The following is a 23132-nucleotide window of genomic DNA, read 5'->3' as shown; positions in this document are numbered from 1 at the left end:
GTAGAAATAATATTTAGAAAATTTAGTACATATTTTGCAATAATATTCTTCAGCTATTAACTGAGGAATACGGTCTCAGTCTGCTAAGCTGTTTAAGGAGGCGCTGATGAAAAAACCAGTTCTGGAAATTAACCATTTAAAGACACACTTTTTTACTGACAGGGGAGAAATCCCGGCAGTTGATGATGTCAGTGTAAAGATCTATGAAGGAGAAGTTCTGGGTATTGTGGGAGAATCAGGGTGCGGGAAAAGTGTGACCTCCCTCTCTGTGATGGGTCTGGTTCCGGACCCGCCAGGGAAAATAGTAGGAGGAGAAATTCTTTTCAGGCAGCAGGAAGGAGGACAGGAACGCTCTGAAAATCTTGTGACAGTTAAGAAAAAAAGGTTAAGGCAAATTAGAGGAAACCAGATCGCAATGATATTTCAGGAACCTATGACCTCATTGGATCCATTGTTTACCATTGGGTATCAAATAATTGAAGCCGTAAAAAAACACAAAAAAGTAACGAAAAAAGAAGCACGGCAAATAGCTATTGATAAGCTTATACTGGTGGGTATCCCGCGAGCTGAAGAAATAGTAGATGAATACCCGCACCAGTTATCAGGAGGCATGAGACAAAGAGTAATGATAGCGATTGCTATGTCCTGTGATCCTGAAGTACTAATAGCGGATGAACCAACGACCGCTCTTGATGTCACGATCCAGGCGCAAATTCTGGACCTTATGAAAAAGCTGAATAAAGAAAATGGAACAGCCATAATGATGATCACCCATGATTTAGGTGTGGTGGCAGAAATGTGTGACCGGGTAGCAGTTATGTACGCCGGTAAGGTAGTTGAAGAGGGAGACGTCAGAACGATTTTAAAAGATCCTAAACATCCTTATACACAGGGGTTAATACGATCTCTCCCAAAAATGAATAAAAGAGAGGAACGCCTGTATTCCATTCCCGGAAACGTTCCAAAACCTGGATCTATAAAAATCGGGTGCCGGTTTGCACCGCGTTGTTCCGAGGCTTTTAACCGGTGCTATGAAGAAAATCCAGACCTGCTGGAATTGAGAGATGGACATACTTGCCGATGTTTCCTCTATGAGAAAGAAGGTGATCTTGTTAATGCCGACGCCCTTGCTGGAAGTTAAAGGTCTTAAAAAATACTTTCCGGTTACCGGAGGAATTTTTTCAAGAAAAGTAGGAGAAGTAAAAGCTGTAAACGATGTATCCTTCGAGGTCTATGAGGGGGAAGTGCTTGGAATAGTAGGGGAATCCGGCTGTGGGAAATCCACTACAGGAAAAGCATTGCTCCGGTTAATCGAACCAACTGAAGGAGAAGTCATTTTTAATGGGGAAAATATAACTAAATTGGATAGAGAAGCAATGAGATTAAAAAGAAGGGATATGCAGATTATTTTCCAGGATCCTTATGCCTCTCTCAATCCGAGGCATAAAGTAGAAAAAATATTAAGTGAGCCTCTTTTAATTCATGGAATTGGAGATAAAGAAGAGCGAAAGAGAAAAGTCAGAGAAATCCTTGAAATAGTCGGCCTTCCAGGCGAACATGCCTCCAGGTACCCGCATCAGTTCAGCGGAGGGCAGCGACAGAGGATCGGGATTGCAAGAGCGCTGATTGTAAATCCGAAACTGATTGTGTGTGATGAACCGGTTTCTGCTCTGGATGTTTCGATACAGTCTCAAATATTAAACTTAATGGAAGATTTACAGGGACAATTCGGACTTACTTATTTATTTATTGCCCATGATTTAAGTGTAGTTAAACATATAAGTCACCGGATCGGTGTCATGTATTTGGGGAAAATGGCAGAACTGGCACCTAATGAGGACTTATACAGTAACCCGCTTCATCCTTATACTAAATCGCTTTTATCTGCAGTGCCGAACCCCGATCCCGACTTAAAGACAGACAGAGTTATTTTAGAGGGGGATGTCCCAAGCCCATCCAACCCGCCTTCAGGGTGCGCTTTTCATACTCGTTGCCCTGAATGTATGGATATATGCAAAGAAGTGGATCCTGAATTTAAAGAATTTTCCGATAACCATTTTGTAGCTTGCCATTTATTTAATGATAAATAACTGGCAAACTACAAGTTTATTAATTAAAACAATAAAAGGGGGAAAAAGCATGTCTGAAAGAAAAATCTGGTTACTGTTTCTTTCATTGGTTTTTGTAGTTGTCCTGGCTGCATGTGGCGGCAACAACGAGCCTGCTGACGCGGACACAAATAACAATGATGCAGGAACGAATAACACCTCAGACAAGACTAATAACGAGGCGGATGAATCATCCGGTGAAAACAGCGAGGGGGATTATTCGCTTGCTGAAGATCAGACTCTTATCTTTGCCCGCGGAGGGGACTCTGTCAGTCTTGATTATGCAAGTGTGACAGACGGGGAATCTTCCAGAGTAACAGAGCAAATTTATGAATCTCTATTAAAGTTCGATGAAGACTCTTTTGAAATCGGACCAGGTTTGGCGGAAGAGTGGGAAGTCTTTGATGATGGGCTCCGGTTTGTTTTTCAATTGAGAGAAGGAGTCACATTCCATGATGGTACTGATTTTAATGCTGAAGCTGTAAAGATAAACTTTGAGAGGTGGGCAGACCCTGACCATGAGTACCATTTTGCTGATGAAGGGTACACTTACAGCGTTTACGGCACTCAGTTTGGAGGCTTTAAAGGTGACGACGGACATGTTATTGAGGAGATTAATGTACTCGGTGAGCATGAAATTGAGTTTGTATTAAATGAAAGCCTTGGCGCCTTTTTGCAAAATATGGGAATGAGCTACTTCTCAATTACATCACCTGCTGCTTTCGAAGAGCATGGAAGTGCAATTAATGAAAATCCGGTCGGGACAGGGCCGTTCAAGTTTGTCAGCTGGTCGAAAGATGACAGTATTGTACTTGAAAAAAATGAGGATTACTGGCAGGAAGGTTATCCGAAACTGGACGGCGTCATTTTCCAGGTTATCCCTGATAACTCTGCCCGCCTGACGGCATTACGGTCAGGAGAGATTGATATAATGGATGGCTTAAATCCGGATGATGTGGAACAAATTGAATCAGATCCGGGGCTTGCGATTTTTGAAAGGGAAACAAACAACATCGGTTACCTTGGATTTAACCTGGATAAAGAGCCATTTGATAATGCAGATTTAAGGCGTGCATTAAACCATGCAATTGATAAAGAAACTCTGATTACAGTACTTTACGCAGGACTTGCCGAACCTGCTAAAAACATTATTCCTCCTTCATACATGGGATATAATGACAGCATTGATCCTTATGCTTATGATCCTGATTTAGCCAGAGAGCTGCTTGATGAAGCAGGTTTCGGGGATGGACTGGAATTCGATTTATGGACAATGCCGGTTGCCCGTCCGTATATGCCTGATCCTGAGCGGGCAGCAGAGGTTATGCAGGCAAACCTGGCAGATGTAGGAGTGACAGCCAATATCGTATCTATGGAATGGGCAACGTATCTTGAGCGTACGGAACAGGGTGAGCACGACATATTTATGCTCGGCTGGTCCGGTACAAACGGAGACCCGGATTATTTCTTCGGTAACCTCCTGCATTCAGATGCGATTCCTGGAGGAAACAGAAGTTTTTATGGTAATGATGAGGTTGATTCATTGTTAAACCAGGCTAAGAACAGTGTAGATGAAGATGAGCGGGCAGAACTGTACAGAGAAGTTCAGGAAATTGTACACGAAGACGCCCCAATGATTCCTCTCGTGCATTCCATACCGGTTTTAGCGGGCAGTGAACGAGTGAAGAATTATGTCCCTCACTTGTCGACAAGTGAACCTTTAACAAATGTAGAGTTAGCTGAGTAAAAGCATGAGGGCAGCTTGAGAGAGTTAATAGTCGGGTATTCCCGTTCATCTTCTCTGCTGTCCTCTTTTTTTATAAATTAGCTTATTTGCAAAATAAATATATTTTTTATCGGCCTATTTTCTTCTAAATTACTACAAACGCTTGTAATGCCGATAGTTATTTTTAATACATACTGTTAACCGATGCTGGAGGTGAGTTATATGATTTCTTATACAATACGACGGCTGCTTATGCTGATTCCTGTGCTGATTGGCATGTCACTAATCACATTTTCTATTATTCACCTTATTCCCGGTAATCCGGCTCAGACCATTTTAGGTGAACAGGCGACTCCCCAGGCAATTGAACAGCTTGAAGAGCAGCTGGGTTTAAATCAACCTTACTTTGTTCAATACGGGAATTATATGATGGGTTTATTGCAAGGCGACCTGGGCACATCCCTCAGAACAAAAGCAAGTATATCATCCGAGATATGGCCGTATCTTGCTGCAACAATTGAATTAACCATCTTTGCCATGGTTTTTGCAGTAATAGTTGGAGTGAACGCGGGAATTATCAGTGCCTGGAAACAAAACTCTCTGTTTGATTATACGAGTATGCTCATCGCCCTTATAGGAGTTTCAATGCCGATTTTCTGGCTCGGTTTATTGGAACAATGGATTTTTGCTCAAAATCTGGGCTGGCTCCCAGCGTTTGGCCGGGGGAATCCACGGGATCCAGTTGAGACAGTAACCAACTTTTATTTGCTGGATTCGATTATTAACGGACGGCCTGACCAGCTTTGGACTTCTTTTAAACACTTAATTCTTCCGGGGGTCGCGCTTGGAACAATCCCAATGGCTATTATCGCCAGAATGACTCGATCCAGTATGCTTGAAGTATTACGTTCAGACTACATCCGAACGGTTGAAGCAAAGGGATCTCATACTTTATCAGTCGTTTACCGGCATGGGTTTAAAAATGCTGTCATTCCAGTGCTGACCGTTGTAGGACTGCAAACAGGCACTTTGCTGGGAGGAGCAATTTTAACAGAAACGATTTTCAGTTGGCCCGGAGTAGGAAGGTATGTGTATGAAGCAATTGGAAACAGGGATTATCCTGTCATTCAATCCGGTATTATTGTCATAGCTACTATTTTCGTATTTATTAATCTGATCGTCGACCTTCTATATACGTATATTGACCCTAGAATCAAATATTAATAAAAGGGGGGAGTGTATAATGGAATCCGTTACTCCTGTAAAAAAGCAGCCAATGCCCGGTCCTGAAAATCAGGAACCCCATCTAACAGAAACTGAATCCATTTCACCTTGGAAAGAAGCCTTTTGGCAGCTTAGAAAAAATAAACTTGCGCTCGTGGGCCTTTTCATTATTATTTTTTTTATAATGATAGCGATTTTCGCTCCCTTTTTAACGAGCTATTCCTATCAGACTTTAAATGCTGCAGACAGGTTACAGGGCCCTTCTGCACAATACTGGTTCGGCACCGATGATTTAGGGCGTGACATTTTTACCCGTATTGTATATGGAGCAAGAATATCTTTAATGGTTGGGTTTTTCGCAGTCACAGGCGCGTTAATTTTTGGTTCATTCCTTGGAATTTTGGCAGGTTATTTCGGCAGATGGGTAGATATGCTGATTTCCCGTATTTTTGATATCATGCTCGCTTTTCCAAGTATTTTGCTTGCTATAGCCATTGTAGCTATTTTAGGCCCCTCTCTGCAAAATGCTCTTATAGCTATTGCTATTATAAACGTTCCAATTTTTGGACGCCTTGTGAGATCTAAAGTTATTTCTATCAGGCAAGAAGAATATATAATGGCTGCCAAAGCCCAGGGAATGAAAAATGGACGTATACTTTTTCACCACGTCCTCCCAAACAGCCTCGCACCAATTATCGTCCAGGCGACATTAGGATTTGGCACAGCTATCCTGGAGGCGGCAGCTTTAGGGTTTCTCGGTCTGGGGGCTCAGCCTCCGACACCGGAATGGGGAAGGATGCTTTCTGATTCCAGACAATACATCCAAAGCGCCCCTTGGACAGTTCTGTTTCCAGGATTGTCAATTATGCTTGTTGTTCTTGGTTTTAATATGATAGGGGACGGTTTAAGGGATGCATTGGATCCAAAAATGAAAAATTAACCTGAAATCATTCTTTTTTACACATCTCTTCTTTACGGCAAAAAGTTTATTTAGCCTTTTGCCTGCTGGAGAGATGTTTTTTATGGAATGGCACCACAAAGTAGAATTTATGTAAATGATAGTCAATCTGCTGTTTTTTTGTTTGGCAGACTAATACTGTATATTGTTAAATAGATATATGTTTGAAATAGAGAGAAGGAACAGTTATGGATACATATCAAAAGAAAATTGTCACAGCCCTTATTATTGCGACTTTTCTGGCTGCCATTGAAGTAACCGTTATTAGCACTGCTATGCCTGTAATTGCCCGTGATTTGGGTGGCCTTGATCTCATTAGCTGGGTCTTCGCTATTTATCTGTTAACTTATGCGGTTATGACTCCTATTTTCGGTAAACTTGCCGACCTTTTTGGAAGAAAAAAAATATTTATAATAGGAGCAGCGCTATTTTTAACAGGATCAGCTCTTTGCGGTTTGTCTCAATCCATGGAACAGCTGATTATGTTCAGGGCTGTACAGGGAGTCGGAGCCGGCGCCTTAATGCCCATGACCTTTACGATTGTGGGGGATGTATTTACCTATGAGAAGCGGGCGAAAGCACAAGCTGTAATTGGCTCTATATGGGGCATTGCCGGTATTTTCGGGCCGCTCGTAGGCGGTTTCTTTGTCGACTTTTTATCATGGCACTGGATTTTCTACATTAATATTCCATTCGGCCTTCTGGCAATGTATCTCATTTGAAAAAATCTGGAGGAAAAGATAGAAAAACGGAAGCGTTCCGTAGATTATGGCGGAGCTTTTACTTTTATCATCGGAACTGGCGCTTTATTATATGCTCTGCTTTCAGGAGGCAATGACATAGCATGGAATGACGAGGCGATGTTTTACTTGTTTAGCACCGCTTTTGTGTTTTTAAGTCTCTTTGTTGTGATTCAATTAAATGCGCCCGACCCCATGATCCCATTCCGATTATTTAAAAACCGGTATTTACTTATAGCTAATATTTGCGGCTTGCTAATGGGCGGGATTTTAATAGGGCTGACAGCTTATTTACCATTATGGGTCCAAGGGGTCCTTCTGTTAGCAGCAACCTCATCTGGCCTTACATTAATTCCTATGTCTCTAGGATGGCCTTTAGGTGCTTATTTAAGCGGCCAGTTTATCGTCAGGCTTGGAACCAAACCGATTTCTCTAGCCGGAGTATCCCTAATAGCTTTGGGTACACTGGCACTTACTTTTATCACCAGCGGAACGCCTAATGTCCTGCTTATTATTATCATGTTTTTTGTCGGGTTAGGGTTTGGATTGGCAATGACCGTTTTTACAGTTATTGTTCAATCATCTGTAACATGGGATAACCGTGGGACAGCAGCTTCTACAAATGCTTTTCTGCGGACCTTAGGCCAAACACTGGGTATAACAGTTTTAGGCGCCATACTCAATCAGCATATAGGCGGTCGGACGAATAACGGCACGCACGTGGAACCGGATATTCTTGCAGCTGGTCTTCAGTCCGTATTTATGATTTTATTTATTCTTGCTTTGCTTTGTGTGATTACCACCTCGCTGCTTCCACAAAAGCAACTTGAATTTGGTGAAAAATCGTCAACTAAAGAAGCCTTATAAACTGGCAGACAAATTTGTAACAAGTGAAGGTTAAAATACTAAAGATGAGCACTTAAACAAATTGCCATTTCTATTGTTTAGACTTTAGAAAATAAAGGAAAAAGCCAACTGGGAATATTATTTTAAGGAGGCTTTTTTATGCATAAACATCAGATTTATATTAATGGCGAATATGTGGATTCAACATCACCAAAGACAATTGATATTGAAAACCCTGCTACTGAACAAGTGATTTCGCAAATTTCAGAAGGCTCGGAAGAAGATGCAGACAACGCAGTACAGGCTGCTTTTAGAGCTCAGAAAGAATGGGGGCAGACGCCTTCTGTGGAAAGAGGAGAAATTGTCCGGGACATTGGCTTGAAATTAAAAGAAAACAGAGAAAATTTTATTGATATTCTAATAGAAGAGCAGGGGAAAAGCTATGAAATGGCTAGTGGCGAGGTGGATCTCGCAATTGATTATTTCCAGTACATGTCTGAATGGGCCCGGCGTATAGAAGGGGAGATCTTGCCAAGCGACAGGCCTAATGAAAACATTTTTATTCACAAACGTCCAATAGGTGTAGTCGCTGGTATTATACCTTGGAATTTCCCTGTGTTTATTTTGGCCCGTAAAGTAGCGACATCACTTGTTGCCGGGTGTACGATTGTTATTAAACCGAGCCAGCAGACACCTAACACGGCAGCAGCTTTTACAAAGATGGTTCACGACATGGATATACTTCCTAAAGGGGTATATAATTTCATTACCGGTAAAGGCTCTACCATCGGCAATGTCCTTGCTTCCCATGAAAAAGTGGACATGGTAACAATGACTGGAAGTATTCCGGCTGGCGTAAAAGTTATGGAAGCAGCGGCTCAGAATATTACAAAAGTAAATCTCGAGTTAGGCGGAAAAGCGCCTGCAATTGTGACAAAATACGCAGACCTTGACTTAGCGGTTAAGAATATATCAAAAAGCCGGATCATTAATGCGGGTCAGGCTTGTACTAATGCAGAGAGAGTTTACGTCCACGAGGATGTGGCAGACGATTTTATAAGCAGACTTACTAAGGAAATGTCTGAAGTGACTTATGGAGACCCTAAACAAGACGACAGTCTGGATATGGGCCCCCTTGTAAGCGGGGATCGTCTAGAAGAAGTAGATGAAATGGTTAAAGGGGCTGTAAATGAAGGTGCTGAAATAGCCACTGGGGGAGAACGGGCTTCAGGAGAGAGAGGCTATTTTTATAAACCTACAGTGCTCACGAATGTCTCCCACAATATGAAGGTCATTCAGGAAGAGATTTTTGGTCCTGTACTTCCTGTTGTGGTTTATAAAGATATTAATGAAGCCATTGATATGGCAAACGACTCAGACTATGGCCTGTCATCGTCTATTTATACGGAGAATTACCATGAAGCTATGAAATTGACAAACGGGCTAAGATTCGGGGAAACATTTGTAAACCGGGAGAATTTTGAAGCTGTCCAGGGTTACCATGCTGGATTCAGGAAATCAGGCATCGGAGGAGCTGACGGAAAGCACGGCCTTGAAGATTTTCTCAGCACCCAGACTGTTTATATGGAATTTAAAAATAGTATTTAATTTAATTGCGGAGCTGTCCTGTACGACAGCTCCTTTTTTAAATCAGTTAATACACTAAATTCTTAATAAAAAATATCGAACGTGTATTCCCTTTGTGAGGATTATCGACTATAATTTAATTTAACGAACCTCGCTTAAGACTATTAAATATAAAATAAATAACCTCTGATTTTTTGACTCTTTCTCCGCGCTTTCCATTAATTAGACACTTACCTCTTAAAATCTACCGGGCCTCCTTTTTTTCATTAAGTTAGTATTGTGCATACCTATCATATACATATCCTGCGGAAATGCATGAGCCAATAAGGTTGTTGAAGTGTTTTCGAACATCATAGCTGAAGGACTTTCAAGAGTCTTTAGAGACGGTTTGATCTTTTAAAGGAGATGGTGATCATGGGATTGGATATGTACCTTATTAAGAAAAATGAAAAGGACTCAGGTAAACCTGAAGAAAATGTGGTTCTATACTGGCGAAAGGCTAACCAGATACATAACTGGTTTGTAAGAAACATACAAAATGGGGAAGATAAATGTAATATTTATGAAGTCAGCAGAGAGGATCTGGTTACCCTCTACCGCTGCTGCCGTTCAGTTATGCGCCAGAAGCATAAAGCGCACGAAATTCTCCCTACTATGGAGGGGTTTTTCTTTGGAAATACAGAATATGACACTTATTTCTTCCAGGAAGTTAAGCGGACAAGAGATGAATTAAAGGATATTATCACTACTTTTGATTTCCGTAACGAAAAGTTGTATTACACAAGCTGGTGGTAAAAAGTAATGAACAGTCTTCCAGTTTACAGACCGTTATTTTATTTATCCCTATTAAATGGCCTTTGTGAAATTAATGCAAATTATTTGAGTTATATGCCAGAATGCTGCTTAAGCCTGATAAACTGTACAAGAGATGTGCAGAGAGCAAATCAAGCAGGGGGTGGGATGAATAGTCAGGAAAATTAACCTGATTTTCAGCATTTTATTTTTTCTCAATATTTATTTTTTATCGCCGCTGGGCTCGTATGCAAACGAAGAGGAAGAGATCCTCTTTTATCTTTGGAGCAAGACGTGCCCTGTTTGTGAAAAGTCGAGCAAATACCTGGATGAAATTGAGGGTCATACCGGCATTTTGATTGAGCGTATAGAAATTAATGAGGAAAGAGACAGATTTATAGAAGTAATAAACCGTTATGACATAGATGCACATTCAGTCCCTTTATTTATATATAAGGGCAAAACATTAACCGGATTCAATGATATGGTGAAAAGTTCTTTAAATGGCCTTCTGATGGAAGGGGAAGAAAATGAAAAGCCGGGATTTCCAGAGGGAGATACATGCTCCGGGGAGGAAGAAAGCAATTGTACTTTTTCAATAAAAGAAACTGATGATAAAGAGATGGAATTATTCGGTTTGAACATTACCGATTATTCCCTTTTAATGACCACTCTACTTATAGGAGCAATAGATGGATTTAATCCTTGTTCATTATGGGCATTAATGTTTTTAATCAGTATGATTGTGAGACTGAATTCCAGGAAAATAATTTTAGCGGCAGGACTAACCTTTGTAGGAACGGTTTCATTTATTTACGGTATGTTTATATTAGGAACTTTTGCCATCGTTGTGAATATAATTGATTATTTCTGGATAAGAGTTTTACTGTTTATAATCGCTTCAGCTTTTGCTGCAGTAAATATAAAAGAAGGAGTTATGAAAGGTCCTGCCCAGTTTACTTTCTCAATATCTGGCAGTAATAAAAAACAGTTTATAAAACTTATAAGAGAAAAAATGATTTTCTCAGGTAAAATCGGTCCTTTGATCATGGCTTCTATCTTAATCGGCACTTTTGCTTCTTTAATTGAATTGCCGTGCACAGCAGGTTTTCCAGTTATATGGAATGGTATAATGTCGGATCAGAGCGTGGGCACGAAAACGTATGTTTTTTATCTGATAATATACATAGCCATGTATATGCTAATAGAAATAGCCGTTGTATCTGGTATGGTTATAACGATGAAAAAAACGTTTATGACAGAAGAGACTGGGAAAGTACTAAAATTCATTTCCGGGACTCTTATGGGTTATTTGGCGATAGTTCTTTTATTAGGTAAGTCATATATGAACGACATAACTTTAGTAGGCGGAGGTTCTTTAGCGGTGATCCTTCTGTCTTTGACGGTTATTTATATCCGTAAACTTGTTCGCGACTAAAGGTTACTTTTGGGGCTGGACAAAAGAATAGTAATCATAAAGAAAGCCGGACAAAATTTTCGAATTTTGTTCGGCTGTTCTCTTAGAGAAAAGGTGTGATTTCAGTCCGCCAGGCGAACGCTTGCCCAGGGGCTTGTCTTCAGCTAAATTCAACTCAGCCTGGAGCTTCGTTGAATTGGATCTTCTGACTTCGCTTACTGCCCTGTGGCGTCGCCGCCTTCTTTCCTTCAATAAGAGCCTGAGGCTATTTAATAATTGGTAAAACTAAAAGGGACCCACGTTTCAAAATGTCTGATAAAATGATTGTTCGTCTTTTACACACTTATTTTTAGTTTTGTCCCAGCCTCTATACGGAAAATTTAAACGATCGTTTAAATTTTTATGCCTGAAAATGGAATTTACTGTAGGGAATTCATTGAATTCAGACATTTATTAACTTTCTTAATGGAATATGGTATTTTAAATTTAAAATACTTACCTGGGGTCAAGGGGAAGGATTGAGTATTATTTGGAAACATTTGGTTTAATTTTCGGAGGTATAGGGCTTTTCCTGCTGGGAATGAATTTTATGACTGAAGGCTTAAAATCAATGGCAGGGGAAACATTGAAAGACAGGTTGAAAAAGTTTACAGGAGGGATATTCAGTTCTATATTTTCCGGTGCCGCTTTGACAGCCTTAATTCAGTCATCCAGTGCAACAACTTTTATGACTATAGGTTTTGTGAGTGCCGGCTTGCTTTCATTCAGTCAGTCGCTAGGCGTCATTATAGGGGCGAATGTGGGAAGTACAAGCACGGGCTGGATTGTATCGGCTATCGGGTTTCAAATAAACATGAGTATGCTGGCTCTTCCATTAATCGGAGCGGGCGTTGTTTTAAAACTTCTCTCAAAAAAAAGATTTTCATCGCAAGGCCAGGCGTTAACAGGTTTCGGGCTTCTTTTTTTAGGCATAGATATTTTGCAAAACGGTATGGGAGGTTTTACAGAGTTTATTAATTTATCTCAATTCCACGGACATGAATGGTGGTGGCTCCCTGTTTTAGTCATAGTAGGAGCGGTGATGACTATCCTTTTGCAGTCATCGAGCGCAGCAGTGGTTACCACTTTAACGGCTCTCCATACTGGCGCCATAGATTTTAATCAGGCCGCTTTATTAGTAATAGGACAGAATGTTGGAACCACTGCTAAAGCCTTTTTGGCAGCCATAGGCGGTACAGTGGCAGCGAAACGGACGGCCACAGCGCACATTATGTTTAATCTGTTTACAGGTCTTATCGCTGTAATAGCATTACCGCTGCTCATTTATGCTGTCATGATGACTGCAGAAGCGTTTCAAGTGGAAGATCCGGCTGTACAGCTTGCGATTTTCCATACACTTTTCAACGTTTCTGGTGTTTTGCTTATACTGCCAATCCTTAAATGGTTCAAAAAAACTGTGAAATGGATTATACCTGAGAAAAAGGAAACACCTTATATGACTTTTCTGGATGAAAGTGTGGCAGTAGTGGGGCCTGTAGCTCTTGAAGCGGTGAGAAGGGCTTTAAGAAAAATGCTGTATGATCTTGCCGCAGCAGGCAAGGAAATTCTGGAGGACAGGACAGTTAAAGATTCACATAGAGTAAAATTTCAGCAAGTGACCTTTGGCTTGTCAGAAATTCAACAGTTTCTATCTACCATTAGAGCAAATGAGACATCTGTATCCGCTCAGGCATATAAACAGCAGGTGGCAATGGTCCATGCTGTTGACCATATTGGACGGTTGTTAAAAGCACTTAAAGAAGCTGACCATTATGTACAGGGGCTCCCAGACAGTAAAATAAATAAATTCATGAGAGACGTGGATGAACTCTTTAATAACGTCATTACCCATAGTGACGAACTGTCTGACAAAACAGTCGAAATGGCAGAAGAACATTCAATTAAAATTGCCAATCGACGAAGGTACAGCCGCCAGGAACTTTTAGAAGCAACAGTAAAAGAGAACCTTACTGTAGATGAAGGTATTAACGCCGTTCAGTTTATTCAATTTCTTGATCGTCTTGCTTATCATACGTGGCGCGCTTTATACCATACTTCCGGGAACAGAAATTCCTAGTTCTCTCAACCCTTAGGAAAAAATTCTTAAAATATGTATAAAAATAAGTCTTTTCTATTAATTTACAATTTTCAGACGCTGGATTAGAATAGTGGGAGAGGTGATAACTATGGCGGTTGTAACAGTTGATTTTGATGGGACGCTATATCAGGGAAACTCTTTCAAAGCGATGTTTTTAGTAGCAAAAAAAGAATTTACATGGAAAGAATGGATGGTTGTCAGCGGAGGGCTTGTTAAAGCTGGCGTTCTGGGGGTATTTAAAGGAAAACAAGCTTTTCGTCAGGCATTTTTCAAATCATTTGCAAGGTCCTTTAAAGGAAAAACTGCAAAAGAACTGGAAGCTTTTTTTAAGACACTCGTTCTGGAAGGATACGATGAGATCCATTATGACCTCGTAAAAAAAATCCGCCAGCATCAGTCTGAAGGAGATGAGATTATTATTTTATCTGGCGCCTTGGAGCCTTTTCTTCACGCGTTTATTAAAGAATTGGATCTTGAAGTGCATGTTATCAGTACTGAGCTGGAGTTTGACAGTGAGGGCCAGTGTACGGGAGAAACCGGCCCGATTGTAAATGGGGAAGAAAAAGTCAGAAGAATAGTTGACTGGCTTGGCAATAAATCTCTCAGTGCGAATAATAAAAAGGCGGATACAGATGATCTATGGGCTTACGCAGACAGTGAAAACGACCTCCCCCTGCTTGAGTTTGTTAATAACCCTGTAGTTGTAAATCCTGATAAAAGTATGAAACAGATCGCTGAAAAAAAAGAATGGCCTGTTTTTTAATCGTTTTTCAGACCGCTGAAGGACTTTTAAAACTTATTTGACAGGCTTTGAAAAAGTAAGGTCTTATTTAAGTTCACATATAAATATCTTAATCGTTTTGTGCAGGACTTGTGTTTACTATTGCCTCAACCTCTTACCCATATCACATCTTTGACGTTTATACCTGTAAGGGTATATAATGGACATATGCTTAAAACAGTTGCAAAAAAGTATAAAGGTAAATAACAGATAGTGAGGGATATGGGTGAATGTAGTTATTGGTTTCATCATAGCAGTTATGATTGTCTTTGTTTTCAGGCGCTATGTTCCTGTAAGGGGGCTGAGTCAGATCAGGACGGATCAGCTTAAAGATTCAGGCAGTATTATTGTGGATATCCGGCAATTTCATACCGCTCATAATGATCCGGTCAGCAGAAGTCTTAATATGCCGCTTGCATACATTAAAAGGCATTACGCGAAGATTGACAAACATACCATCTATTTAGTAGCAGCTGATAAAACAGAATTGAATATAGGAGCTAAGTTTCTCCTAAAGAAAGGTTTTAAAGTTAACGGGTATGAAATTAAGACGGGAATACCCTCAAATACTGCAGAAGCTAAAAGACAACCAGTAAAGAAAGTGTGTAAAGAAATGTAGTCTCTGAGGTTGGGACAAAAGAATAGTAATCATAAAGAAAGCCGAACAAAATTTTCGAATTTTGTTCGGCTGTTTTTTTTGAGAAAAGGAGTGATTCAGTCCGTCAGGCGGAAGCTTGCCCAGGAGCTTGTACACTAATTATTTAATCTGCGGGTTCACTCTCGGCGAAGGCTTACACCACAGGCATAAGTGCAACATTGTCGCAGGGATCTTCGGCTAACCCCTTCACGTCCTGTGAAAACGCCGAAGTCTAACTGCTTCGGGAAACTGGAACTTCAGCCTGCGCATACTCCCGGTGGCGTCGACGCCTTCTGTCCTTCAATTAAAAAAGCTGAGGCTATTAAATAAGTGGTAAAAGTGAAGGTGACCCGCCTGACTGATAGAATTATGTTCGTCTTTTACAAAGCCGTCTTTAGTTTTTGTCAAGCCTCTTTTTATATGTGCATCTAATGCAGTTTTCAGGAAGATGTGGTAGACTTTTCAGATGTTCTATTTTATAAAGTGTGAGGAGGAGAGGGCCGGATGCTGACAGCCTACTTCCTTATGATCCTCGTAGTCATTTTTTATGCTGGTAATATTTTAGTTGGAAAAGCAATTAATGATTTGCTTCCTTTTACTATAGCGTTCTTTCGTCTTTTAATCGCTTTTCTCATTGTATTGCCTTTTGCGTGGAAAAAAACGTGGGAACACAGGGAGATATTTATAAGATATAAAAAGCCTTTTTTCTGGATGACATTATCCGGGGTGACTTTCTTTAATACATTTATTTATGCTTCATTGCAGTTTACTACATCTACTAACGTGGCAGTACTGGAGACACTTATTCCAGCTCTTACGGTCGTATTAAGTGCATATATTTTAAAAGAGAAGCTTTACCGTATTCAATGGGCAGGCGTCATGCTGTCTTTACTTGGAGCAGTATGGGTAGTGGTCGACGGCAGTATTTTTCAGCTGGTACGTATGGACTGGAACCCTGGAGATCTTATAATGACAGGAGCAATTATTTGCTGGTCTGCCTACTCTATTTTCGTAAAAAAATATATGCATTTGTTCCCGGCCTTTGCAGCCCTTCTGGTGATGACAGGACTTTCGCTTATCGTCCTGCTGCCTTTTGTAGCAGCCGAATGGATGTGGACAGGAGTGCCGCAGCTATTGGAGACTGACATAGTGACAGGTCTGTTATATTTAGGAATTTTTCCTTCATTTATTGCGTTAATATTTTTTAACCGGGCAGTCGGTATACTCGGGGCATCCAAGGCCTCGGTCTTTCTTAATTTTCTCCCGGTAGCCACAATGCTCGGTGCTTATTTGTGGCTGGGCGAAGCAATTACTATCATGCAGGTTACCGGAGCGGCTATTGTCATATCAGGGGTATTAATAACGACCCAGGGATTTCGTCTAAAGAAACAGTCCGGAGTAACAAATTAATGAGATAAAAAAACGTAAAAGTCTCAGTTTTTAACTGGAGCTTTTACGTTTTTTGACTGGACGGAAAAGAAAGTATGTTTATCAAATCAATTATATATTAAAGGAAGAAAGATCTTCAGCGATGTCACTTTCAGAAAAGATAGCTCTTGCCTCAGCAATTAATTTTTCCTTTTGCTCTGCTGTCTGGTACCTTGAACTGATGTGATTCATAACTAATTGTTTGACACCAGCTTTTTTTGCTGTTTCAGCAGCATGAAGCGTGGTGGAATGACCGTACTTTAATGCGAGGTCGTTTTCGTTTCTTGCAAATGTCGCCTCATGTACTAATGTATCCACCCTTTCAGCCAGACGAACGGCGTTGACGGAAGGACTTGTGTCTCCTAAAATAGCAACAGATTTTCCTTTTTTGGGAGGCCCTGTGAAATTTGTCCCCTTAAAAGTTCGTCCGTCTTTAAGTTTTACCTTTTCTCCCTTTTTTAATTTATTTAAAACTGGTCCCTCGGGAATGCCAGCTTCTTTAACTTTGGAGATAAGCAGAGGGCCAGGTTTGTCTTTTTGGGAGATGCGGTAGCCGAAAGAGGTGACGCCATGGTTAAGTTCGGCAGAATGAACAGTAATCTCTGCATCTTCGTAGCAAATTCCCTGACCATCAATTTCTTTTATAATTAGCGGATAAGTAAGAAAGGTCCCGCTTATTTTTAAAGATATGTCAATGTAATCTTTAAGCCCGTTCGGACCATACAAAGTCAGAGGGGTGGTCGCTCCGTGGAAAGCTCTGCTGGATAAGAGGCCGGGTAAACCGTAGATATGGTCACCATGGCAATGAGTGATGAATATCTTTGTAATCTTAGTTGCCTTAACGGGAGAATAAAGAATTTGATGCTGGGTAGCCTCTCCGCAATCGAACAGCCAAATAGTGTTGTTTTTATCCATAAGATGAAGGGCTAACGAAGAGACGTTGCGTTGTTTGGCGGGGATGCCTGCCCCTGTGCCTAAAAAAGTTAGCTTCATAACTATCCTCCATATTGTCTGGTAATTGCTGTTTAAAAGTAATTTAGTCTGCCAGTCCATAAGTTCAGACAGGCTGACAGGATTGCCACACGCAAAATACAAAGAGCTTTTACCTTTGGCGTGCTGCTTTTTTTGCGGCAAGCTGTTTCTTTTTATTCATACCTGGAGTGAGGTATCCGCCAGGCTCCAGCGTTCCGTTCCACATGTTCAGTTTTTTCAATAAAGTTTCCTGTTCAAAAGCATTGTGGATCTCCGACGCTTTCATTAAGATGCGGGCAGCCACCCGGGCGTCTTCTAACGCATGATGATGCTCAAATTGTAAATCCAGATGGTGGGCGATCGTATTCAGTTTAAAGTTATAAAACTCAGGCCACGTTTTTTTCGCTATACTTACTGTACAATTATATTCCATAGCGGGATACGCGATGTTATATTGATCCAAAGCATGCCTTAACACACTAATATCAAAGCTGGCATTATGAGCAATAACGAGATTATTCTGAAAGTAGCCGGATAATTCGGGCCACAGATCTTCGAAAGTCGGAGAGTCTTTGACATCTTCCCATGTAATTCCGTGCACTTTTTCGCAGAAAGGGTCAAAGTACGGATCTCTCGGACGAATTAATGAATATCTTTCTTCTGCAATTTCATCTTCCACAACATGGACAAGTCCAATTGCACAAGCGCTTCCTCTTTGACGGGAGGCAGTCTCAAAATCTATTGCCAAAAAGTTCATATTTTCCCTCCTGAAAGCAAACGTATGTTTCTGTAAGAATAACAGGTATTATAAAAAAATGAAAGATATAAGTGCTCTGTAGTACGTCGCTTTTATTAAATATAATGTTTTAATATTACAAAAAAATTAAATTATTTAAAATATTCCATTTTTAATAAAAATAAGGGGAACGTTTATTCCTTTTTGCGGGAAATATGCTAATATAGTAATAGATATATTAAAAAGTAGTTTATGAAAAATATTATAGGGTATTAACTTTTTAGATTATAGGAGCCGGCTTAGTATTTTTACGTATAACAAACTTTGGGGAGCTATGAAAAACTATTCGTAGGTGGGCACTTGAATAGTTTGGAGCTGGTAGTGCAACCGACCCGGGTTAAGAAAGGGGAGGGTTGTGGATGTCTTCATCTATTACACATTTAAATGATGAACAATTATACGAAGTATACAAAAATGCGTTAGATTTAAATCTTGATGAAGAATTTATCCGGATCTTAGAAGAAGAAATGGGTAAAAGAAGTATTTTATTTAAGAAATCTGCCGAGAATTCTCTTTAACTTTTAACAGACTGGTGGAGACTTGCTACTGAGTTACAGCAAGCCTCTTTTTTTTGCCCGATAAATCTGAAAATTCTTTTGTCAGCGGTTTAATCAGTTTATACTTAAAAGTGAAGTATAAACTATGTAATTAATGGAGGGATAGGAGTGCGGGAAACGGTTATTATTGAAGCAGTAAGAACGGCTGCTGGGAAAAGAAAAGGAAGTCTGGCTCACAAAAGAGCTGATGAATTAGCTGCTGAACTGCTGGAACATGTGGTTAAAAGGGCAGGTATAGAAAGCAGGATGATAGAGGATGTCATTTTAGGCTGTGTGACACAGGCGGGTGAACAGGCAGGAAATATAGCACGGACAGCTGCACTAATTGCCGGATTCCCTGAAAGTGTGCCGGGAGTAACGATTGACCGGCAGTGCGGATCAAGCCAGCAAGCTTTGCACTTTGCCTCCCAGGCTATAATAAGCGGGGACATGGATATTGCCATTGCAGGAGGAATAGAAAGTATGACAAGGGAGCCTATGTTTTCTGCAATTGGAGAGACAAAACAAAGCAGCCGGCTGACTGATAAATACGAAATAATTAATCAGGGAGAGTCAGCAGAACGAATAGCGGAAAAATGGGGTTTTAAAAGGGAAGAGCTGGATCAGTTTGCCTTGGAAAGCCATCATAAAGCCTGTGAGGCGATTCGCTCAGGAAAGTTCTCCAGAGAAATAGTCCCTGTTTCAGTTTATGACGGGACAGGCACTAAGAGCATCTTTGATACTGATGAAGGCCCACGGGAAGATACCACTTTGAAAGCCTTAACCAGTTTAAAGCCGGTATTTAAAGAAGGCGGAGTCATTACAGCAGGTAATGCCAGTCAAATAAGTGACGGAGCATCTGCCGTTCTGCTAATGTCCCGAGATATGGCAGAAAAAGCAGGATTAAAACCTAAAGCGCGTATTATTGCCCGAACAGTGATCGGCTCTGATCCTACATTAATGCTTACAGGTCCTATTGAAGCAACGAAGAAAGTGTTGGAGAAAGCAGGCCTGAAAATAGATGATATTGGAAGGTATGAGGTGAATGAAGCATTTGCTCCTGTCCCTCTGGCCTGGCTGAGAGAAACAGGGGCCGATCCGGAAAGATTAAATGTAAACGGAGGAGCTATTGCCTTGGGGCATCCGCTCGGAGCTACAGGAACGAAACTGATGGCAAGTTTAGTCCATGAACTGGAAAGGTCGAAAGAGAGGTATGGTTTACTTGCTATTTGTGAAGGGATGGGAATGGCTAATGCAACAATTATTGAAAGACTGGCATAACTCATAAATAACCCCTTCTTTAGCAGGCCGATTTTGCATAGTTTCTTCTTTAAAACGGGATACTAAAGAAGACCTTAAAGGAGGCCTTGCTGATGAAAAGAAAAAATAATAAATCACAAAATGAGGCGCTAGAGAAAAATTACCAGGCAGGCGAGGAGAATCAAAGTGCTGCTTTAGAAGGTTTAGCCGTCGTCCATGAACAAGTTTCCGATGTTTATAACGAAGGCACCATTGATCAGGAAAAAGACAGGGAGAGAAACGATTAGGCCTTCTTAGTCTGGTGATGAAAGTAATAATAAAAGCTTCCGGGAGTCTGATGTGAATTAAGCTTTCGCAGCTTTCTTAGCTTTAAGAAAGGAATTCGGGAATATAGTAAACAGTCTCAGTACACAGCTCTGCCTGTTGAAACGCTGGCAAATCGGTTTTAAGAATTCATACATATAGTTTACTAAGAATAATCAGGTTGATCGGGTCTCTTTAAGGGTAGATAATTTAAACTCGCTATTTTTATAAATTACACAGATACGAAAGGAAGACATCCGCTATGACATCACCTTTTAATATTTATTCAGAAATTGGATCACTTGAAAAAGTAATTATTCACCGTCCGGGAAAAGAAATTGAAAATATATACCCTGATTATCTGGAGGCACTGCTTTTTGATGATATTCCTAATTTACGGGTGGCTCAAAAAGAGCATGACCAATTTGCGAAAGCCCTCCAAAGTAAAGGGGCGGAAGTCCTTTATTTAACGGATCTTGCAACCGAGGCACTTAAAGCTGAAGAGACAAAAAAAGCATTTATTAAAGACTTTATCAAACTATCTCAATTAACTCATCAGGAAGAGGACAAGGTGTACACTTATTTGTACGAGTATCTTGCCGATAGAGAGCCTGAGGAACTTGTAAACATGCTCATAAGCGGGATACGCAAAGAAGAGGTTAAAGTAGAAACAGATCTTGTCCTGCCGGGGTTAATTGACAGCAATAAACCTTTTTATATCGATCCATTGCCAAACATGTATTTTACGAGAGACCCCGCATCCATTATCGGTCATGGTATCTCATACAACCGTATGGATCATACGGCCAGAAAAAATGAAACGTTATTTATGAAATATATTACAGCGCACCACCCGCTTTTTAGCGATTCAGATATTCCTCAAGTAAACGATGATAAATCGCGTTTTCCTATTGAAGGGGGAGATATACTTGTGCTTTCTCAAGATACACTGGCGATAGGCTTAAGTGCAAGAACGAGTCCTGAAGCAATTGAAATACTGTTCAAAAAGCTTCGTTCATTGAATTCTCCTATTAAACAAGTGATTGCGGTTGAAATACCGAAAAAACGTGCTTTTATGCACTTAGATACGGTATTTACCCAGCTTGATACTAATAAATTTACTGTTCATCCTGCTGTGATGAAAATTGCTGATGACATGAACCTGTATATTTTAAGAGAGAATAGTAATAGACAGGTGGTAGTGGAGAGAAAGTCCAACCTGATTGAAACTTTAAAATCATGTTTGCACCTTAATGAACTGGAGCTGATCCCGGTAGGGGACGGTCAAGCTATTGAAGCAGCAAGAGAGCAATGGAATGATGGAAGCAACACCTTTGCATTGGCTCCGGGGACAGTGGTTGCATATGACCGGAATTATGTTACAAACGATACGCTTAAATCCTATGGCATTGATGTCATAGAGGTTCCGAGTTCAGAGCTCGCCAGGGGACGCGGAGGGCCCCGTTGTATGACGATGCCGATAAGCAGGAAGAACAGTTTGTAGAGCTTGTTTATGGAAATGATAAAAAGCTGTCATGCTTGAATAATCAAGGTGAAATTGAGATAATGTCAGATGGCTTGAAAACCGGCGTTTAGTAAAGTATAATTCTTTTTTAGTATTAACATCTGAAATGAGGGTTTACAATGGAGAAACCATCCATTTATGGATTAACTTTTGATCAATTAAAAACCTGGTTCACAGAACGGGGAGAAAAAGCGTTCCGCGCTTCCCAGGTTTGGGACTGGTTGTATATTAAACGTGTGACAAGTTTTTCTGACATGACGAACTTAAAAAAAGAATGTATAGAACTTTTAGAAGAGAACTTTGTTATACAGTCGCTTGAGCTTCATTCTAAACAAGTCTCACAGGACGGAACTGAAAAATTTCTGTTCAGGTTAAAAGATGGAAATTTAATTGAAACTGTTCTGATGAGATTTGACTATGGGTCGTCTGTTTGTGTAACAACTCAAGTCGGCTGTAATATCGGCTGCAGTTTCTGTGCCAGCGGCCTGCTGACTAAGGACAGGGATTTATCAAGCGGTGAGATCGTCCAGCAAATTATGAATGTCCAGCACAGCATGGATCACGCGGGAGAAGGTGAACGCGTCAGTCATATTGTGGTAATGGGAATTGGCGAACCATTTGATAATTATGAAAACCTGATGAACTTCCTGAGGGTAGTCAACAGTGATAAAGGCCTCGCTATAGGGGCGCGCCATATTACAGTATCCACGAGCGGAATCATTAATAAGATATACCAGTTTGCAGAGGAAGACCTCCAAGTTAATCTGGCTGTTTCCCTTCATGCTCCAAACAATGAGCTGCGGACAAAAATAATGAAAGTAAATAAAGCCCAGCCTATTGAAAAGTTGATGGAAGCCGTAGATTACTATCTGGAGAAAAAGAACCGGAGGCTGACATTTGAGTATATTCTGCTTGATGGGGTAAACGATAAGCCGGAACATGCAAGAGAACTTGTTGAGCTTATCAAAGACAAGAAAAAACTGTCTTACGTCAACCTGATTCCTTACAATCCAGTGGATGAATATATTCAGTACAAACAGAGTGAAAAAGGATCTATCCTCACTTTTTACGATATTCTGATGAAAAACGGCATCCAATGCGGCGTGAGGCATGAGCAAGGTTCGGATATCGATGCCGCCTGCGGCCAGCTGCGAAGTAAGCAAATGAAAAAAGATAAAGAGAAAGCGAAAAAGAAATCAAAAACTAAAGCTTAACCTCTATCCAAGACAAACTGCACCCGGAACTTTTTCCGGGTGCTTTTTTATAGTGTGCCCGGCATGTCTGACAGCTAGGTGGTGGAAGTCCACTACGGGCTTGGCAATGGGAACCGTTAGCGAATGGCAAGGGTGTCCGGGGCGA

General features: G+C 40.7%; 21 protein-coding genes and 1 riboswitch. Of the genes, 19 read left to right on the top strand and 2 right to left on the bottom strand.

Going from position 1 to position 23132, the window contains the following annotated elements:
* Positions 1-106: 106 nt before the first annotated feature.
* From BMW59_RS00100 to BMW59_RS00040, 14 genes are all read left to right on the top strand, one after another.
* Positions 107-1141, top strand: coding sequence for an ABC transporter ATP-binding protein (locus tag BMW59_RS00100; protein WP_093046983.1), 1035 nt, complete (start codon positions 107-109; stop codon positions 1139-1141).
* On the top strand, positions 1116-2090 hold the full coding sequence (locus tag BMW59_RS00095) for an ABC transporter ATP-binding protein (protein WP_093046982.1): 975 nt from the start codon (positions 1116-1118) through the stop codon (positions 2088-2090). Before BMW59_RS00100 ends, BMW59_RS00095 begins: the two co-directional genes overlap by 26 nt.
* A gap of 49 nt (positions 2091-2139) precedes the next feature.
* Positions 2140-3855 (top strand): ABC transporter substrate-binding protein, encoded by a 1716-nt coding sequence (locus tag BMW59_RS00090; RefSeq protein ID WP_093046981.1) that lies wholly within the window; start codon positions 2140-2142, stop codon positions 3853-3855.
* Between the two features lie 201 nt (positions 3856-4056).
* Positions 4057-5058, top strand: a complete 1002-nt coding sequence (locus BMW59_RS00085; protein WP_093046980.1) for an ABC transporter permease — start codon at positions 4057-4059, stop codon at positions 5056-5058.
* Positions 5059-5110: 52 nt separating this feature from the next.
* Positions 5111-5998 (top strand): nickel transporter permease, encoded by an 888-nt coding sequence (gene nikC / locus BMW59_RS00080; protein ID WP_093047321.1) that lies wholly within the window; start codon positions 5111-5113, stop codon positions 5996-5998.
* Between the two features lie 206 nt (positions 5999-6204).
* The gene (locus tag BMW59_RS22340; protein WP_342739367.1) at positions 6205-6738 is read left to right on the top strand and encodes an MFS transporter; all 534 of its coding nucleotides are present in this window, start codon (positions 6205-6207) and stop codon (positions 6736-6738) included.
* A gap of 138 nt (positions 6739-6876) precedes the next feature.
* Entirely contained in the window at positions 6877-7623 is a 747-nt protein-coding gene (locus tag BMW59_RS22335; RefSeq protein ID WP_425441241.1) for an MFS transporter, read from the top strand.
* Positions 7624-7761: 138 nt separating this feature from the next.
* A complete protein-coding gene (gene aldA / locus BMW59_RS00070; protein ID WP_093046979.1) occupies positions 7762-9210 on the top strand; it encodes an aldehyde dehydrogenase in 1449 nt (482 codons plus the stop codon).
* Positions 9211-9603: 393 nt separating this feature from the next.
* Entirely contained in the window at positions 9604-9984 is a 381-nt protein-coding gene (locus BMW59_RS00065; RefSeq protein ID WP_093046978.1) for a hypothetical protein, read from the top strand.
* A gap of 352 nt (positions 9985-10336) precedes the next feature.
* Positions 10337-11419: a hypothetical protein gene (locus tag BMW59_RS00060; protein WP_093046977.1), complete on the top strand. Its 1083-nt coding sequence runs from the start codon at positions 10337-10339 to the stop codon at positions 11417-11419.
* A 508-nt stretch (positions 11420-11927) separates the two neighbouring features.
* On the top strand, positions 11928-13514 hold the full coding sequence (locus BMW59_RS00055) for a Na/Pi cotransporter family protein (protein ID WP_093046976.1): 1587 nt from the start codon (positions 11928-11930) through the stop codon (positions 13512-13514).
* Positions 13515-13623: 109 nt separating this feature from the next.
* A complete protein-coding gene (locus BMW59_RS00050; protein WP_093046975.1) occupies positions 13624-14298 on the top strand; it encodes an HAD family hydrolase in 675 nt (224 codons plus the stop codon).
* 244 nt (positions 14299-14542) lie between these two features.
* On the top strand, positions 14543-14935 hold the full coding sequence (locus BMW59_RS00045) for a rhodanese-like domain-containing protein (protein ID WP_093046974.1): 393 nt from the start codon (positions 14543-14545) through the stop codon (positions 14933-14935).
* Between the two features lie 522 nt (positions 14936-15457).
* Complete coding sequence (locus BMW59_RS00040) at positions 15458-16363, top strand: DMT family transporter (RefSeq protein ID WP_093046973.1); 906 nt, start codon at positions 15458-15460, stop codon at positions 16361-16363.
* Between the two features lie 90 nt (positions 16364-16453).
* Here BMW59_RS00040 and rnz read toward each other — a convergent pair whose 3' ends face one another.
* The gene (gene rnz / locus BMW59_RS00035; RefSeq protein WP_093046972.1) at positions 16454-17374 is read right to left on the bottom strand and encodes a ribonuclease Z; all 921 of its coding nucleotides are present in this window, start codon (positions 17372-17374) and stop codon (positions 16454-16456) included.
* A 109-nt stretch (positions 17375-17483) separates the two neighbouring features.
* Complete coding sequence (locus BMW59_RS00030; protein ID WP_093046971.1) at positions 17484-18110, bottom strand: 3'-5' exonuclease; 627 nt, start codon at positions 18108-18110, stop codon at positions 17484-17486.
* Positions 18111-18407: 297 nt separating this feature from the next.
* Positions 18408-18491: riboswitch (cyclic di-GMP riboswitch) on the top strand.
* A 17-nt stretch (positions 18492-18508) separates the two neighbouring features.
* On the opposite strand from BMW59_RS00030, the gene sda reads away from it, so the two are divergent.
* The 5 genes from sda (at position 18509) to rlmN (ending at position 22987) form a co-directional block, all read left to right on the top strand.
* Positions 18509-18667, top strand: coding sequence for a sporulation histidine kinase inhibitor Sda (gene sda, locus BMW59_RS00025; protein WP_093046970.1), 159 nt, complete (start codon positions 18509-18511; stop codon positions 18665-18667).
* 147 nt (positions 18668-18814) lie between these two features.
* On the top strand, positions 18815-19966 hold the full coding sequence (locus tag BMW59_RS00020) for a thiolase family protein (RefSeq protein WP_093046969.1): 1152 nt from the start codon (positions 18815-18817) through the stop codon (positions 19964-19966).
* Positions 19967-20058: 92 nt separating this feature from the next.
* Complete coding sequence (locus BMW59_RS00015; RefSeq protein ID WP_093046968.1) at positions 20059-20232, top strand: YozQ family protein; 174 nt, start codon at positions 20059-20061, stop codon at positions 20230-20232.
* 278 nt (positions 20233-20510) lie between these two features.
* Positions 20511-21752 (top strand): arginine deiminase, encoded by a 1242-nt coding sequence (locus tag BMW59_RS00010; protein ID WP_093046967.1) that lies wholly within the window; start codon positions 20511-20513, stop codon positions 21750-21752.
* A gap of 140 nt (positions 21753-21892) precedes the next feature.
* Entirely contained in the window at positions 21893-22987 is a 1095-nt protein-coding gene (gene rlmN / locus BMW59_RS00005) for a dual-specificity RNA methyltransferase RlmN (RefSeq protein WP_093046966.1), read from the top strand.
* Positions 22988-23132 lie beyond the last annotated feature (145 nt).

Origin of the sequence: Salipaludibacillus aurantiacus (genome assembly GCF_900111295.1) — a bacterium.
GTDB lineage: Bacteria > Bacillota > Bacilli > Bacillales > Salisediminibacteriaceae > Salipaludibacillus > Salipaludibacillus aurantiacus.
The sequence above is the reverse complement of the archived record's forward strand: the minus strand, read 5'-3'. Positions and strand labels throughout refer to the sequence as shown.